Genomic DNA, 15,614 nt, shown 5'->3' with positions numbered 1-15,614 from the left:
GTCGCCTAAACTCGGACGGTCGTCCGGAGAATCGCCTACCCGCGGGAGAACGTGTGCTGAACAAGCTGAAGAAGATCGCCAAAGACCTCCTGGCGATTCGATCGATCCGCCGTGTGTACGAGAACACGAACCGCGCGTTCCTTGAGACGTTCGGGTCGAGCCGGATCCTGTCGCACTTCTTCTTCCTGGTGTCGTTCATCACCTTCAACCGCGAGCAGGCCGCGACCCTTCAGGGTCGACGCGACTACTACCGCAACAAGAAGCGCGACCGCCTCACCCGCGTCGAGCTGCGTCGCAACGTGCACCGCATCGAGAAGGGCCTCATCATGCGGCCCCGTCGCGACATCTTCGCCCGCGACTACGTCGGCGAGACCATCGAGTTCTACGCCGCTGCGGCAAGCCAGTGCAAGCGGTCGCCCGGCACGAGCGAGATCGCCGAGATGGACTGGGCACACAACGTGCTCGAAGAGTACTTCCGCGTCAGTGCTACGGGCAAAGACAAGGTCGTCGACGAGGCTCGCCGCACCTTCGAGTCGATCGACTACGTGCCCTCGACGACCGGCAACGTGCCCCGCGCCAAGCAGCAGACCTCGAACGTCTCGTACGACGAGCTCGTCGACCTCGCGAATCAGCGCCGCTCGGTGCGCTTCTTCGACGACAAGCCGGTACCGCGCGATCTCGTCGACAAGGCCCTGATGGTCGCTCGCCAGGCACCGACCGCCTGCAACCGACTGCCCTACGAGTTCCGCGTCTTCGACGACCCGGCGATGGTCAAGAAGGTCTCGAACATTCCGTTCGGCACGGCCGGTTACGCCGACAACATCCAGACCGTCATCGTGGTCGTCGGCAAGCTCGAGAGCTACTTCAGTCCGCGAGACCGCCACGCCATCTACGTCGACGCCTCGCTCGCGAGCATGTCGTTCATGTTCGGCCTCGAGACACTCGGCCTCTCGTCGAGCGTCATCAACTGGCCCGACTTCGAGCCCCTCGAGCGCAAGATGCAGAAGACACTCGGTCTCTCCGGCTCCGACCGCGTGATCATGCTGATCGCCGTCGGCTACGCCCACCCCGACGGCCTCGTGCCGTTCTCGCAGAAGAAAGAACTCGACACCTTCCGCAGCTACAACAACCTCGCCCGGTGAGCGGAGACGCTCCCCTCGAGACCGAGGTGGCTGCGGCGACGACGAAGCCGACGAAGAAGCAGCGGCGACGGAAGCTGCTGAGCCGCATCGTCACGATCGTGGTCGTGGCGATCGTCGCCGTCCTCTTCGCTCGATCGCTGTCGAAGAACTGGACCGCCGTCCAGGAGGCCAACCTCCACCCGTCGTGGTTGCACCTCCTGGCGATTCTCTGTTTCGCCTTCGCGGTGCCGGTCTCGGGCCTCCTCTGGGGCATGATCCTCAACCGTCTGTCCGACGAGGGGTCGCACGTGGGCGCCCGGCAGGCAATGGCGGTTCACTCGCTCTCGTGGCTGCTGAAGTACGTTCCCGGTCAGATCGGCTCGGTGCTGAGCAAGGTCGTCTGGGGGCAGAAGAACGGGTTTCCGCGCACCCTGATCTTGATCACGTTCATCTACGAGAACGTCTTCCTGCAGATCGCGTCGATCGTGCCGAGCGCCATCATTCTGATCCTCGTGGTCGGGCCGACCCTCGTCGAGGGCAACGTGCTCACGGTCGTCGCCGTCGTCGTCGTGATGGTCCCGCTCGTCGCGATCCTCGTACCGCAGGTCTTCCACCGCATCATGTCGATCGCGAGCAAGCGCTTTCTCAAGGCGCCGCTGCCCGAGCAGTACTTCCTGCACCCGGTCGCCAGCCTCGGCTTCTCGGCCGCGTACGTCACGCCGCGCGTGATCAACGGCGTCGGGTTCATTCTGTGCGCTGCGACGGTCACGACCGTGACGCCCGGCATGTGGGTGCCTCTCGCCGCGGCGTATGCCCTGGCAGGCGCCATCGGCATCCTCGTGATCTTCGTTCCGTCGGGTATCGGCGTGCGCGAGGCCGTTCTCTTCGTCTGCCTCGTCGGCATCGGGATTGCCCCCGGCCAGGCGGTTGTCATCTCTGTTCTCTCGCGTCTGCTCTCCACCGTGGGCGACGCCGTCATCGCCCTCCAGTACGGCGCCCTGCGTCTGTCGCTCCCGAAAGGTTCTCCCGCATGAGCTCGACCCCGCACGTGACCATCATCGGCTCCGCTCTGTCGGGCAACAAAGGCGCCGCCGCCATGCTGGAGTCGTCGATCGCGACGCTTGAAGAGCGCCTGCCCGGCGTGCACTTCACCCTGCTGAGCATGTATCCGCGCGAAGACCGCGAGCAGAACAGCTACCCGAATCTCGAGATCATCGATGCCCGGCCGCGCACGCTCGGCGTCAACATCAACTCGGCCGCTCTCGCCTACCGCCTACTGCCACCGCTCCGTGGCCTGCTGAAGTCGCGCTCGAAGGCCGTCGCCGCCCTCGCCGACTCGCAGGTGCTGCTAGACCAGGGCGGCATCACGTTCACCGACGGCCGCGAGAAGTTCTTGATCTACAACGTCGCGTCGATCCTGCCCGCTCTCAACATCGGCACCCCGGTGTTCAAGTGCGCGCAGGCCGTGGGGCCGTTCCGCAACCGGATCAACCGCCTCGTCGCCCGCACCTTCCTGCCGAAGGCCGCGACCGTCGTCACCCGCGGCCGCATCACCCAGAGCTATGCCGACAAGCTGCGTCTCACCAACACCTTCGCCGGCGCCGACTATGCGTTCTCTCTCGAGCTGAGCGGTACCGAAGAGGCTGCGGCGGGCAAGGCCGTCGACCTCTCGATCTTCGACGACGAGGTCGTCGGCCTCAGCCCGAGCGTCGTGCTGCAGAAAAAGGTCGATGCGCGCGAGGGTGACTACATCGGCCAGATGGTCACCTTCATCGACCAGGTCACGGCGTCGGGCAAGAAGCTCCTGCTCGTGCCGCACAGCGTCCGCACCGGTACCGATGCCACGCACAACAACGACCTGCCGCTGTGTCGCGAGATCTACTCGCGCGTCGCCGACAAGGCCGCCGTGACTTTCATCGACCGCGAACTCTCGTCGCAGGAGCTCCGCTACCTGATCGGGCGCTGCTCGTTCTTCGTCGCCAGCCGCTTCCACGCGATGGTGTCGTCTCTCGCGATGGCCGTGCCCACGCTCGTGATCGGCTGGGGCCACAAGTACGAAGAGGTGCTCGAGATGTTCGAGCTGCAGGAGTGGGCGTTCGGGCACGACAAGCTGACGCCGTCGCACCTGTGGAGCCGCTACGAGGCGTTGCTCGCCGCTCAGTCGGAGGTCAAGGCCAAGCTCGACGAGCACCTGCCCGAGGTGAAGAAGCGGTCGCTGAAGCAGGCCGACCTGATCGCCGAGCTGGTGAAGAAGGGGCTGTAGCCCCTCGCTCCGCTTCACTCCACCCGCTTTCCCGTTCCCGATACGAGACTCGGTTTTCGATGCCCGACACACGCACTCTCGATCGCACGTCGCCTGAGCCGAGAGATCGTCGGGCACCCCGGGGTCTCCGCGGGCTGCCGCTCGCGGTCTGGGCCGCAGTGGCCTTCTTCGCCGCGACGATGACCTTCTGGTCGATCGCCGACCCGACCTACCGCTCGGCCGACGAGCCGGATCACGTGTCGGCAGCGATCTACTGGGAGACCTACCACTCGTGGCCGGGCTTCAAAGAGATGCCGCGCATGGCTTCGGTCGATGCCTCCGTGAAGATCAGCGGTGTGCGTTCGACGACGAAGCCGGTCGAGCAGCGTCCGGCCCTCTCGGCGATCGAAGCCACGCCTCGGCCGGATCGCCACTCGTTCAGGGAGCTGGGCTCGGGCACCGACACCCTGGTCAACAAGGCCGGCCAGCACCCGCCGGGGTACTCGGCGCTCCTCGGCACCGTCGCCGACGTGCTCCCGGCAACCATCCCGTGGGATCTCGAAGTGTGGATCTTCCGCATGATCTCGGTGCTGCTGCTGACGCCGCTTCCGCTGGCCGCAGCCCTGATCGCGCGACGTCTCGGCGCCAACCGCGTCGTGATCTCGGCGGCAGCCCTCTCTGTGCTTGCCATTCCGCAACTCGCCGTCGTCGGCGGAGCGGTCAACAACGACAACCTGCTGAACGCGGCCGGGGCGTGGATCGCGCTGGGCACGGTGCACGTGCTCACCGGAGATTTCCGAAGGCGAACGGCACTCTGGGTCGGACTCGTCTCGGCAGTGGCGCTGCTGACCAAGGCGTGGTCGTTGCCGCTCGTCGCCGTCGTCGTGCTCGCCTATCTTGTCGCCGCCGTGCGCGAACGGTCGCTGCGCCGCGTCATCGCACCGGCGCTCATCTTCGTCGTCGCGGCCATGGCCGGCGGCTGGTGGTGGATCCACAACGTCGTCGTCTACGGCAAAGTGCAGCCCGCCGGTCACTTCGACCCCCTGAAGACCGGGCCCCTGGCCACGGCCGACACCCTGCACCTGATGAAGGACCAGTTCGAGAGCGTCTTCCCGACGCGGTTCTGGGCGCTCCTGTCGATCAAGAGCGGAGCGCTGGCCTACCCCACCTGGATCCCGGCCGTGCTCTCGGTCGTCCTCCTCGCGATCCTCCTCGCCGGCCTTGCGCTGTCGCCCCGTCTCGGAGTCAAGCGCGCCACGGTCGTGGTCATGATCCTGCCGACACTGCTCACCCTGGCGATTCTGCTCGAGTCGGTCTATTCGCTCACCCGCAAGACCGGCGTCGCGGCAGGAGTGCAGGGGCGCTACCTGTATTCATCGATCGTTCCGCTGCTGGTCGTCGCGGTGATCGGGCTCGCTGCGCTGCTTGGTCTGGTCTCTCGGGGCCGTGCTGGTGACGATGGCCAGGCGGGGTCTGCGCACGTCACCGCTGCGCGCTTCACTGCTGCGCGCCTGGTCGCGCTTCTCGTCGGCGTGTTCGGCGTCGTCTATACGGTCGTCAGCATGGGGCGGGCGATCTCGTGGCACTTCGGCGAGGAGCACTGGTCGAACCCCCTCGACTCACTCGGCGATCTCGCCGCGTGGTCGCCGCTCCCGTACGCCCTGTCTGTCGTGGTGATGATCGCGTTCGTGGTGGCGGCGTTTTTCGCGCTCGTGGCCGCCGCTCTGTCGGTGCGTGCGATGCCGGCTCGAGCGACGCCGGTGTCCGTCGACGCCTAAGCGAGGGGACGCGCGTCGGCGACGCGAGGCCTGAATGCAGGAACGCGCGTCGGCGACGCAGGAGTTCGGGCGTGGGGCGCCGGTAATGCAGGCTCGGGGAGCGCCAAGCCCCCTGAGTTCAGGATCTGGCGGCGCCGGATCCTGAGCTGCGTTCCTGGCCGCCCTGCGCGCTGTTGGCTGACCTGCCCCGGCGAGACTCCAGTAGTTGCGGGTCGTGGAGGCCACAACCCGCAACTACTGGAGTCTCGGCGCCGCAAAGCGGGGGGAGAGCGAAGCGGGGGAGCGCAAAAGCCTCAGGCAGAGGCCTTCGCGCGCCGCACCGTCTCTTGCAGGAACTCGGTCAGCGAGGGGATAAGCGACGCCGTGTAGGCCGCTGACAGGTGGTTGTAGTCGCGGTAGACGCGCACGCCGTCGATCTCGACCTGGCATGTCGTCTGGTCGCAGAGCCGGTCGGTGGTGGTGAAGACGGGATCGACCCCGTTCGCGACCTGAGCCTCGATCGAGAGGTTCTGCAGCGTGTCGATCATGTCGAGCGCTTTCGAGCGCGGTGAGGCGCAGGAGGCTGCCGTTCCGCCCGGGGCTGCGAGGCACTCGTTGGGGTTGTAGTGCAGGCGCGGGTTGTCGCGGATCACGGCGATGCGGTCGGTGAGCTTCTTCGTCTGGGTCAGCCAGGTGTTGTAGCCGGCGAGCCACTCGGCCTCCTGCGCCGACTGCGAGAGCTCGCTGCCGTCGGGAGCGACGATCCGGCCGAGGTACCCCTCGGCCTGCGACACGATCACGGCGGTGGGGTGGATCTCGGTGAGGAGCTTGGTGGTCTCGGCGCGCCAGGTGGCACAGCCGGCTTTGACGTGACCGCTCGTCATGATGGTCTGCACCGGGATCGTCGGGCAGGCGGAATCCCAGCGGACGATGAGCCGGACGTCGGCCTCCTTCGCAGCAGCTCCGAGAGCGGCCTCCCAGTGACGGGTGTGCGAGTCACCGACGACGACGATCGTGTTCGCGCTGTCGACGGCGCCGTGCACGCACTCCGAGATGCCCGACGGCGACTTCTGGGTCGCGTCGCATGCGAGGGGCGGAAGGGCCGGACCCTGGGCGGTGGAGCGCTCGGCCGCGATGCTCGCCGTTCGCCCCTGCCAGTAGGTGCCGCTCGCGATCAGGCCGACGACCAGCGTCATGACACCGGCGGCGAGAATGGACCGCTTGACCGAGCTCGTCAGGGAGGGGGCGAATCGGATCGGGTTCTCGAACGCGAAGTAGGCGACGGCGGCGATGACCAGCGCGATGGAGCCCGCGAAGATCGGCACCCACGGCGACTCCGACTTGAACGCCTTGGGCAGGAGCACGATGAGCGGCCAGTGCCAGAGGTACCAGGAGTACGAGACCGTGCCGATCCACACCAGGGGGCGGAGCTCGAGGATCCGGGTGGGCAGCGTCCGGGGGCTGTCTGCCGGGCCCATGCCCCCCAGGATCACGGCCAGCGTTGCGGCCACCGGCAGCAGTGCGGCCGAGCCGGGCCAGGGCGTCGACGATGGCAGGAGGACCACGATCGCGACGATGCCGACGATGCCGGCCGCGGTGAGGGCGGTCCGGGCCGCGGCGGAGCGGATCAGGTCACGGGGGAGCAGGGCGAGGAGCGCCGCGACCGCGAACTCCCACGCGCGCGTCGGCAGCAGGTAGAAGGCGTTCTGCGGGTCGGTCTTCGTGAGAACGATCGACACGGTGACCGATGCGACGGCGATCACGCCGAAGATGATCGCGAGCACGACTCGGGGGCGGGCTTTCGCCTTGAGGGCGAGCCAGACGACGAGGGCGATTAGCACGGGCCAGACGACGTAGAACTGCTCCTCGACGCCGAGTGACCAGGTGTGGAGGTACGGCTGCGGCAGGTTGAGGTCTTGCGCGAAGTAGCCGTCGGGCTGGCGCGCGAAGAAGAAGTTCGACACGAAGAGGAGGGCTGCGACCGCCTGCTTGCCGATCTTCGACCAGTCTTCGGGAGAGAGGACGAGGAGCACGATCGGCAGGGTCAGCAGGATCATGAGCGTCGAGGCCGGGACCAGGCGACGCAGACGTTTCGCCCAGAACTGGCCGAAGTGGATGCGGCCGGTGGCCTCGCGGTCGCGGATGAGCTGGCCGGTGATCAAGAAGCCCGAGATGACGAAGAAGATGTCGACGCCGACGAATCCACCCGAGAAGCCGGTGACACCCGCGTGGTAGGCCACGACGGGCACGATAGCGAGGGCGCGCAGTCCGGTGATATCGAGCCGATGGCCTTTGGCCGGTGGTGCCGCCGCGCTCCGTCGTCCCATTGTCACCGACGATTCCCCTCATGCGTCAGCGCGGCTTCGCGGATAATCGCCGACTCTTCCGGCAGGAGACGTTGGCTCACAGCACGGAAGCACCAGATCACTGCCACGAGCCCGACGACGGCCGTGAGCGCTACGACGAGCGCGATCCAGTGCGGGCCGACGGCGGACGAGTAGGCCCAGGTGTACGCGCCGTCCGGGTCGAAAGCGAGGTGCAGCTTCTCGTAGGCGCCCCGGTATTCGAGCGAGAGGCCGTAGACGGTGACGGCGGGTGCACCAATCACGACCGCGCGGGCGGCCAGGAGCTTGGTCTTGGGTTCGACGACGGCACGCGACCAGGCGATCGCGCTGATCACGATCAGCGCGACGATCGCGATGTAGAAGTACCGGCCCTGCACGCCGTAGACGAGAGCCGTCCGACCGTAGACGCGCCAGGTGTTCGCGATCAGGAGTAGCAGCGTCACGACGGGGAAGGAAGCGATCAAGAGCGCATCGCGGCGGAAAGCGCCGCGCCGGAACGCGAAGGCGGCGACGACGAGCAGCGACACGGCGGTCAGCAGATCGGTGAGGTACGGGGTCATGGGGTACTGCAGGCCGCCGAAGCGGCCCCAGAACGATCCCGTCACCGTGTCCCAGAAGGCCTGCATGTAGTTGCCGAGGTCGCGGCCCTCGCCCTCCGGCCAGGTGATGGTCGGGCGCTGGCCGGCGAGGCCGGACGGCTGGATGTCGTGGTAGAGCACGATGTTGCGGACGAACCACCAACCGCCGATGACACCGGCCACCGCGCCGCCGAGGAGGGTGTCGAGGATCCTGCGCCCCCACCCGACCGGCACCACGCGACGGGCGAACAGCAGCCCGAGTGCCACGAACGGCACCGCCGGCACCGCGGTGCCCTTGGTCAGGAGGAAGAGCCCGAGGGCGATCGAGACGAACACGACGTCGCGGACCCGCTGGGCGCCGGTCAGGAACCGGATCATCAGCCACGCCGTCACCGCGCCGAGGAGGACGGCCAGGGAGTCGTTGCTGACCGCCGAGACGATCTGCTGCAGCTGGGGCACGAAGAAGAGCGAGACGGCCCCGAGGAGGGCGATCTTCGGCGACTTCAGCACGCGCTTCACCGACGCGAACACGAGCCACGGCAAGGGGAGCACGAGCAGGATGTCGAAGTAGCGCAGGATCATCACGACGATGTCCCAGCGGAGGTCCATGAAGTGGACGAGCTTCAACACCACGGCGGCCATGAGGTAGAACAGCGGCGGATGCTGGGTCATCTGGTCGATGCCGGGCGAGATGCCGGGGCGATCGGCGAAGATCTCGGCGAAGGTCGAACGCTGGTCGTTGCGGAGCTGGAGCTCGCCGAACTTCGTGTAGGTGACGCCCGAGAGGTAGTGCGCCTCGCCCGGAGCGGGCCAGGTGTGCACCTGTGCGACCCTGATCGCGCTGTCGACGTGAGCGATCTCGTCGGGTGCCCCGTAGAGCGGCGTCAAGACGGCCCAGAAGACCAGCACGAGGCCGAAGGCCGCGGTGACGAGCCACATCGTGCTCGCGCGGTCGGCTAACGGCCGTTTGGCGGGCCGAGCGACCTCACTCGCCATAGCGCTGGAGCTTCTGGAAGTCGAGGGTCTCTTCGGCCAGGGTCCGGTTAATGCGAGTCAGGTCGGCCACCACGCCTATGACCAGAGATAAGAGCGCGCTAATTATCAGCAGCAGGCCTAGCAGGAGCGACTGGATGTTCGCGCCGGCGTCGTGCGTGGCGAGAAGGATCAGATACCGCACGAAGGGGATGAGGCCGCCGACCGCCAGAACTGCGCTGATCCAGAGGAAGAGAGCGACCGGTCGGTACATGAGGTAGGCGCGGACGATGGCCGAGCCCGACTGGAACATGTGCTGGAAGATGTTCGAGAACAGCCGCGACTCGCGCGTCTTGGCGTTCGTGGTGATCGGGATGCTCGTGATGGCGAGGCGCTTGTAGCCGGCCTGGACGATCGTCTCCATGCAGTAGCTGAACTGCGTGACGATGTTAAGGCGGATCAGGGAGTACTTCGAGTAGGCGCGGAAACCACTCGCGGCGTCGGGCAGATCGAGCCCGGCTGCCTGGCTCACGACCCAGCTGCCGAGGCGCTGCATCGTCTTCTTGAATGCCGAGAAGTGCTCGATGGTCTTCGTCTGCCGGTCGCCGACGACGATCTCGGCCTCGCCGCGGATGATCGGCTGCACGAGCTCCGGGATCATCGACTGCGGGTACTGGTTGTCGCCGTCGGTGTTGACGACGATGTCGGCGCCGTTCAGCAGCGCGTAGTCGACACCGTCGCGGAACGACCGCGCCAGACCCATGTTGGTCGTGTGCCGGACGAAGTGCGTCACGCCGTACGACTTGGCCACCTCGACGGTGCGGTCGGTGCTGCCGTCGTCGATGATGAGGATCTCGATCTCGTCGATCCCGTCGATCTCGGTCGGCATCGATTCGAGGACGGACGGAAGCGTCGTCTCCTCGTTGAGGCAGGGGATCTGGATGAACAGTTTCACGCGGGTGGGAGTCCTGATTCAGTGCGAGCCGACGGTGCGGCTTCGAGTGGTGCCGGGACGAGGCTGGCGGGGCGAGCCTCATGGGGCGATGTAAACCCCGAGGAGTTTACATGCGGCTTACGAACGGAAACGCCGAGCCCGATCGCCCAGGGAATCAGCGAGTTTCACCACGCGACGCGCCTTCGTTCGAGCGAGTTCGTCGCGGATCCTGATGAGTTCTCTTTCGAGGCCGAGGGCATGGCCCTCGAGTGCGGAGACGCGGGCGGCTGCTGCTGCGCCAATGGCCTCCCCTTCGACGCGCAGCGCCTCGGCGTCACGATCACGCGTGGTGAGGAGCCCCCCGACCTCCGCGGCACGACGAGTCTCGTCGACGGAGGCGCCGACGTCGGCCGGGTAGTCGCCCGTCAGCCCATGCGAGGCGAAGAACTCGGGCAGGCTGCGGTCGAGGGTGAACGGACCGGTCTCGGCCTCGCCCTCGGTGACCATCCGCAGCGCGTAGTAGTAGTAGAGCGAGCCCTCCTGATAGCGGCGGTAGTCGAGCATGCCGTGGTGATTCGGGCTCGGCTGGAGGGTGGGGTTGGCCTCGTAGGCCCGACCGGAGATCTCGACCTTGTTGCGCAGCTGCTCCCAGGAGCGCCACGGCAGGTGCAGCACCTCGAGGGCCAACTCGGGCGGCGGAGAGCCCTGAGAAGCGATGCTGACGAAGTGATTGCCCTGGGCGACGTTGACGTCAGCACTGCCGATATGGAGCGCGTTGTGCGTCGGCTGCGCCAGGACGCCGCGCAGCTGGAGCTGCTCGTTGGTGCGTCCGTCTCGCCAGACGAGGCGGTCGAGACCGGCGCCCGAGGCGGCGACGGAGCCGACCAGGTTCACCGTCGGGGCCGTGAAGGATCCGAGACCCGGATCGATCTCGGAGAAGACGTCGTGCAGACGGCGGCTTCGATCGACGGGCATCAGGAACTCGTCGGCGTCGGCGTTAATCACCCAGTCGGCGCCGTAGCGCGTGAAAGCCTCGCGGGCCATGGCCGTCACGACGGTGCCCTGCTGCTTGCGCTGAACCGGATCGTGACGCAGGTCGACGAGGCCACGCTCGGCGTAACCCTCGAGGACTTTGCTGGTGCCATCCACCGAGCCGTTGTCGGTGACGATGATCGCATCGGCGCCCTGGGCGACGTGATAGTCGACCCACTGCCGGATGATGTCGATCTCGTCACGGACCATCGCTGTGACGACCAGTTTCATCGGTACTCCTTGAATCCTGCCCACCGGGGTGCTCCGCCAGGCTCGATTCGCCTACGGAGTCGGGCGCCCGTGAATCCTCGCACGGATGCCGAGGCCCACCCGGAGGGCCCACCGGAGAGGCGCGAGATACCAGGCGCGATACTTCGAGGCGAGGAACCGGTAGGCGCTGCGGTGGTGCGCCCGACGCATGAGATCGGACGACTCCCTCGTCGAGTGCGCCCCGACGTGCGTGACGCGGGCTCGCGGCTCGTAGACGTTGGTGAATCCGGCCTTGCCGATGCGGTAGCCGAGATCGACATCTTCGAAGTACATGAAGTAGCCCTCGTCGAACCCGCCGAGCGAGTCGAAGAGCGACCGCCGCACGAGCAGGCACGCCCCCGACAGCCAGCCGGCCTCGCGGCGGTTGTCGTGGTCGCCATCGCTCCGGTACGACCGGCTCCAGGGATTCGACTTCCAGACGTTGGCGAAGAGCGCGTGGCCGAGACCGGTGCGGAGCGAGGGGACCCGGCGGGCCGAGGGGTAGAACTGCCCATCGAGCTCGAGGATCCCGGGGCCCACGGCTCCGACGCGGTCGCCGCTCAGGGCGACCTCGAGAAGCGTGTCGACCGCCCCCTCCCCGAGGATCACATCGGGGTTCGAGATGAGGATCCAGTCGACCTCGCGGGGGAGCGTCTCGACGGCGCGGTTGATAGCTGAGCCGTAGCCGTCGTTCGAGCCGAGTTCGAGGAAGACGCCGCCGACGGCCTCGGTGGAGCGACGGGCGGCGTCGGGGTCACGGGAGTCGTTGTCGGCGACGACGATGATCGGCGCGGACACAGAGTCGGCCGGAGTGGCCGCAGCAGGGCTTGAGGCTCGAGTGGCCGACGCCAGGAACTCGTCGAGGTAGTTGCCGGAGTTGAAGCTGACCGTGACGATCGCCACGGTCGAACTCACAGTGTCGCTCCCTTGGCCTTGTCGGGCCTCTCGTAGGCCCGGAGATGCTCGTCGGCGCAGGCCTTCCATGTGAACAGTCTGGCACGGTCGCTACCGAGACCCGACAGTTCGCGGCGCCGTGCGGGATCCTGAACGAGTCGGAGGATGCCCTGCTCGATCCCGTCGACGGTTGGCTCGGCGTAGTCGACAGCGTCGCCCCCGACCTCGGGGATCGCGAGTCGCGGAGCGGTGAGGACGGCCCCACCCGTCGACATCGCCTCGAGCACGGGCAGGCCGAACCCTTCGGCGCTCGACGGGTAGACGACGAAGCTGGCACCTCCGAGGAAAGCGGCGAGGTCGTCGAGATCGAGGTAGCCGAGGTAGCGCACGGGGGCTCCCGGGGTGTTTCCGGCCGCCGTGAGGAGCGCGGCAGCCTCGTCGTCCCAGCCGAGGCCTCCCGCGACCAGGAGCGGCGGAACCGCGGGGTCGATGCTTCGGGCTCTCTCATGGGCCTGAATCAGAGCGGTCACGTTCTTGCGCGGTTCGACCGTGCCGAGGAAGGCGATCCAGCCGTCCGCGGTCGACGCGTCGAGCCGCCGGGCGAAGCGCGTCACCTCATCGTGCGACGGGAGGTGGAAGACGTCGGGGTCGACGCCGTGCAGGGCTACCCGGGTGGCTCGGGCGCGCCCGGCGAAGCGTTCCATCTCGTCGGCCGTGGCTCGGCTCGGGGTCACGATCACGTCGGCCAGGCGACGGGCCAGGCGCATCCACGACGTGAAGAAGGAGCGCTTGAGCGTGGAGTGGTCGGTGGGTCGACTGAAGAATGTGGCGTCGTGGACGGTCACCACGCGTCGGCCGGTGAAGGCCAGCGGAAACGTGTAGTGCGGCGAGTGCAGGGTCGTCGCGCCCAGGCGTCGGGCGAGCAACGGAAGCCCGAGCTGCTCCCAGAGGAGTCGGAGCGGCCGACTGGAGGCGATGCCGGGTGCCGTCACGTACTCGTGGTCGGGGGCCTGGGGCGACAGCCACGATAGGTCTTCGGCCTTGACGACCACGTGGATACGGGCGCCGGCATCGGTCAGCCCCGAGAGCAGACCCGCGAGGTAGCGGGCCACCCCACCCTTGTTGGGCGGGATCGACGTGGCGTCGAGGAGGACCGGGAGGACGGCGGACTGAGTGCGGTCGCTCACCGGCTCAACCGGCGATCTGCCGCATCGACGCCGCGACGCGAACGGTGCCCTCGCCGGTGGGATCGTCGGCCATCACGAAGCGCGCGGCCTCTCGCTTGATCGCGATGTGGAGACCGTTCGGCTCGGCGAAGTAGGCGTGCAGGAAGAAGGCGCCACCACCGAACTGGATGTCGTCGAGCCGGTACTCGACGGTCGCCGTGCCGTGGAGGGGAGCGTGCGTGATGCCGAGGTGCTTGCTGTGGGTGCCGAAGACCGGCTGGCCCAGGTTGTTCTCGATCTTGAAGCCCGAGATCCAGCGCTCGAGAGGGGTCTCGTGGCTGAAGGTCATCGTGATCACCAGGTTGTCGCCCGGCTGGAAGTCCTCGCCGGGGGCGCGGCCCTCGGCCCGGATCGTGCCGGACAGCACCTTGCCCGGGGTGATGGCGGCATCAGCTTCGCCGAGGGCGGTGGCCTCGGCCACACGGCGGTCTTCGAGGATGTCGCGGAAGTTCTTGACGGCCTCGCGAGCGGTGCCCTCGAACTGCACCTCGCCCTTGGCGAGCACGACTGCCCGGTCGCAGAGTTCTTGCACCTGGCCGAGTGAGTGGCTGACCAGGATGATGGTGCGACCCTGCTCTTGGAACTCGTGGATCTTGTCCATGCACTTGCGCTGGAACGCCTCGTCGCCGACCGCCAGCACCTCGTCGACGAGGAGCACGTCGGGGTCGGTGTGGATGGCGACCGCGAACGCGAGACGCACGTACATGCCCGATGAGTAGAACTTCACCTGCGTGTCGATGAAGTCGCCGATGCCGGCGAAGTTCAAGATGTCGTCGAACTTCTCCTCGGTCTCTTCGCGCGACATGCCGAGGATGGCCGAGTTGAGGAAGACGTTTTCGCGACCGGTCAGATCGGGGTGGAACCCGGCGCCCAGCTCGAGGAGCGCGGCGAGGCGACCTCGGCGTTTGATGGTCCCGGTCGTCGGCTCAAGGATCCCGCCGATCGCCTTGAGCAGGGTCGACTTACCCGAGCCGTTCGGGCCGAGCAGGCCGATCGTGGAGCCCGCGGGGATCGTCAGGCTGACGTTCTTCAGCGCCCAGAACTCTTCGGAGTTGCGGCGCCCGGTCCGCCCGAGAGTGACGATGCGCTCTTTGAGGCTGTTGTCTTTGCGGATCACGAACTTCTTCGAGACGTTCTCGATCGTGACGACGGTGGGAACTGCCGCTTCGCCGCGGGTGGTGCGAACCGTGGCCCGGGAGGTGTCGATGGTCATGCCTGGTCCGTTCGGTTACAGCTCTTGCGCGAAGTTGCCCTGCAACTTCGAGAAGACCCGGTGGAAGACGTAGATGAGCACGAGGCCGATGAGGCCCGCGACGCCCATCTTGATCAGCATGTCGGAGGGGTAGTCGCTCTCGGAGCCGCCGAGCCAGAAGGCGCGGTGGAAGCCGAGGACTGCCAGCGTGATCGGGTTGTCGGTGTAGATGTGCAGCAACCACTCCTTCGAACCAGTCGCGCGGGTGGCGACGGCCGACCAGGCGTAGACGATGGGGGAGCCCCACATGAGCAGCATGAGCAGGACCTCGACGAGGTAGCCCATGTCGCGCAGGTACACGTTGGCAGCGGAGAGGAGAAGCCCCAGAGCGGTGCCGTAGATCAGAATAAGAATGGTTGACGGGAAGAAATAGAGCAGCTCAGCGTGGGCGGGGAACTTGCCGAACACGACGGTCGCGACCAGGAGGACGACGAGCTGGATGCCGAAGTTGAACAGCGCCGAGCCGATGCTGGCCAGCGGGTAGATCTCGCGGGGGACGTAGACCTTCTTGATGAGACCGGCATTGGCGACGATCGACCCCGTCGAACCGGCCACGATCTCGCTGAACAGGTTGTAGATCGTCAGACCACAGAAGACGTAGACGGCGAAGTTCGGGATACCCTTCGCCGCGCCGAGGATCTGACCCAGGATCACGAAGTAGATGACGAGCTGAGTGATGGGGCGGATCAGGGTCCAGACGAAGCCGAGAGCCGAGTCTTTGTACCGAGACTTTAGGTCGCGTCGGATCAGCAGGTCGAGCAGGCTGCCGTGCGCGATCACATCGCGGATGGTGCCGAAGAAACCGGTGAAGGCTCCGATCGGCTGGCCGGCGATCTGCATCGGCTCGTCTTTGAGTCGCTCGAAGCGCGCGGCCGCCTGCGTCGCTGCCGCCTGCGTGACGGAATTCACCGTCGGGGGCGTCGTGGTGGTCATGGCTCGTACCTCATCCTTGGAAAACCTGGAAACTATACCCCGGCCTCCTGGATCGGGCGGGGGCACGGCAAACGCCTTG

Annotated in this window: 12 protein-coding genes; 4 read left to right on the top strand and 8 right to left on the bottom strand. The window is 66.9% G+C overall.

The features are described 5' to 3' along the window. Nucleotides 1-53 precede the first annotated feature (53 nt). Genes ASF54_RS04835 through ASF54_RS04820 form a run of 4 tightly spaced genes read left to right on the top strand, consistent with a single transcriptional unit; the run spans nucleotide 54 to nucleotide 5,141 of the window. Nucleotides 54-1,142 (top strand): nitroreductase family protein, encoded by a 1,089-nt coding sequence (locus ASF54_RS04835; protein WP_055959409.1) that lies wholly within the window; start codon nucleotides 54-56, stop codon nucleotides 1,140-1,142. After that, nucleotides 1,139-2,155, top strand: a complete 1,017-nt coding sequence (locus ASF54_RS04830) for a lysylphosphatidylglycerol synthase domain-containing protein (protein WP_055959408.1) — start codon at nucleotides 1,139-1,141, stop codon at nucleotides 2,153-2,155. The genes ASF54_RS04835 and ASF54_RS04830 overlap by 4 nt, the downstream gene beginning before the upstream one ends. Next, a complete protein-coding gene (locus tag ASF54_RS04825; protein ID WP_055959406.1) occupies nucleotides 2,152-3,384 on the top strand; it encodes a polysaccharide pyruvyl transferase family protein in 1,233 nt (410 codons plus the stop codon). Before ASF54_RS04830 ends, ASF54_RS04825 begins: the two co-directional genes overlap by 4 nt. Nucleotides 3,385-3,443: 59 nt before the next feature. Next, entirely contained in the window at nucleotides 3,444-5,141 is a 1,698-nt protein-coding gene (locus ASF54_RS04820) for a glycosyltransferase family 39 protein (protein ID WP_055959405.1), read from the top strand. A gap of 293 nt (nucleotides 5,142-5,434) precedes the next feature. Here the strand turns inward: ASF54_RS04820 and ASF54_RS04815 are convergent, their stop codons facing one another. From ASF54_RS04815 to ASF54_RS04780, 8 genes are all read right to left on the bottom strand, one after another. Next, complete coding sequence (locus ASF54_RS04815) at nucleotides 5,435-7,447, bottom strand: acyltransferase family protein (protein ID WP_055959403.1); 2,013 nt, start codon at nucleotides 7,445-7,447, stop codon at nucleotides 5,435-5,437. A gap of 2 nt (nucleotides 7,448-7,449) precedes the next feature. Continuing rightward, on the bottom strand, nucleotides 7,450-8,982 hold the full coding sequence (locus ASF54_RS04810; protein ID WP_162237096.1) for a DUF2142 domain-containing protein: 1,533 nt from the start codon (nucleotides 8,980-8,982) through the stop codon (nucleotides 7,450-7,452). A gap of 46 nt (nucleotides 8,983-9,028) precedes the next feature. Then, on the bottom strand, nucleotides 9,029-9,970 hold the full coding sequence (locus ASF54_RS04805) for a glycosyltransferase family 2 protein (protein WP_055959399.1): 942 nt from the start codon (nucleotides 9,968-9,970) through the stop codon (nucleotides 9,029-9,031). Between the two features lie 117 nt (nucleotides 9,971-10,087). Next, complete coding sequence (locus ASF54_RS04800; RefSeq protein WP_055959397.1) at nucleotides 10,088-11,212, bottom strand: glycosyltransferase family 2 protein; 1,125 nt, start codon at nucleotides 11,210-11,212, stop codon at nucleotides 10,088-10,090. A 51-nt stretch (nucleotides 11,213-11,263) separates the two neighbouring features. Next, a complete protein-coding gene (locus ASF54_RS04795) occupies nucleotides 11,264-12,145 on the bottom strand; it encodes a glycosyltransferase family 2 protein (protein ID WP_235480943.1) in 882 nt (293 codons plus the stop codon). Beyond that, a complete protein-coding gene (locus ASF54_RS04790) occupies nucleotides 12,142-13,311 on the bottom strand; it encodes a glycosyltransferase family 4 protein (protein WP_055959395.1) in 1,170 nt (389 codons plus the stop codon). The genes ASF54_RS04795 and ASF54_RS04790 overlap by 4 nt, the downstream gene beginning before the upstream one ends. A gap of 4 nt (nucleotides 13,312-13,315) precedes the next feature. Next, nucleotides 13,316-14,563, bottom strand: a complete 1,248-nt coding sequence (locus tag ASF54_RS04785) for an ABC transporter ATP-binding protein (protein WP_055959393.1) — start codon at nucleotides 14,561-14,563, stop codon at nucleotides 13,316-13,318. Between the two features lie 15 nt (nucleotides 14,564-14,578). Next, nucleotides 14,579-15,535 (bottom strand): ABC transporter permease, encoded by a 957-nt coding sequence (locus ASF54_RS04780; RefSeq protein WP_235480941.1) that lies wholly within the window; start codon nucleotides 15,533-15,535, stop codon nucleotides 14,579-14,581. Between the last annotated feature and the right edge of the window lie 79 nt (nucleotides 15,536-15,614).

It is taken from the genome of Frondihabitans sp. Leaf304, assembly GCF_001423105.1.
Taxonomy (GTDB): domain Bacteria; phylum Actinomycetota; class Actinomycetes; order Actinomycetales; family Microbacteriaceae; genus Frondihabitans.
The sequence above is the reverse complement of the archived record's forward strand: the minus strand, read 5'-3'. Positions and strand labels throughout refer to the sequence as shown.

Excerpts from the sequence above, each read along its gene's own strand:
- ASF54_RS04780 (WP_235480941.1), bottom strand. The coding sequence starts at position 15,535 with ATGACCACCACGACGCCCCCGACGGTGAATTCCGTCACGCAGGCGGCA.
- ASF54_RS04820 (WP_055959405.1), top strand. The coding sequence starts at position 3,444 with ATGCCCGACACACGCACTCTCGATCGCACGTCGCCTGAGCCGAGAGAT.
- ASF54_RS04785 (WP_055959393.1), bottom strand. The coding sequence starts at position 14,563 with ATGACCATCGACACCTCCCGGGCCACGGTTCGCACCACCCGCGGCGAA.
- ASF54_RS04815 (WP_055959403.1), bottom strand. The coding sequence starts at position 7,447 with ATGGGACGACGGAGCGCGGCGGCACCACCGGCCAAAGGCCATCGGCTC.
- ASF54_RS04825 (WP_055959406.1), top strand. The coding sequence starts at position 2,152 with ATGAGCTCGACCCCGCACGTGACCATCATCGGCTCCGCTCTGTCGGGC.
- ASF54_RS04800 (WP_055959397.1), bottom strand. The coding sequence starts at position 11,212 with ATGAAACTGGTCGTCACAGCGATGGTCCGTGACGAGATCGACATCATC.
- ASF54_RS04810 (WP_162237096.1), bottom strand. The coding sequence starts at position 8,982 with ATGTGGCTCGTCACCGCGGCCTTCGGCCTCGTGCTGGTCTTCTGGGCC.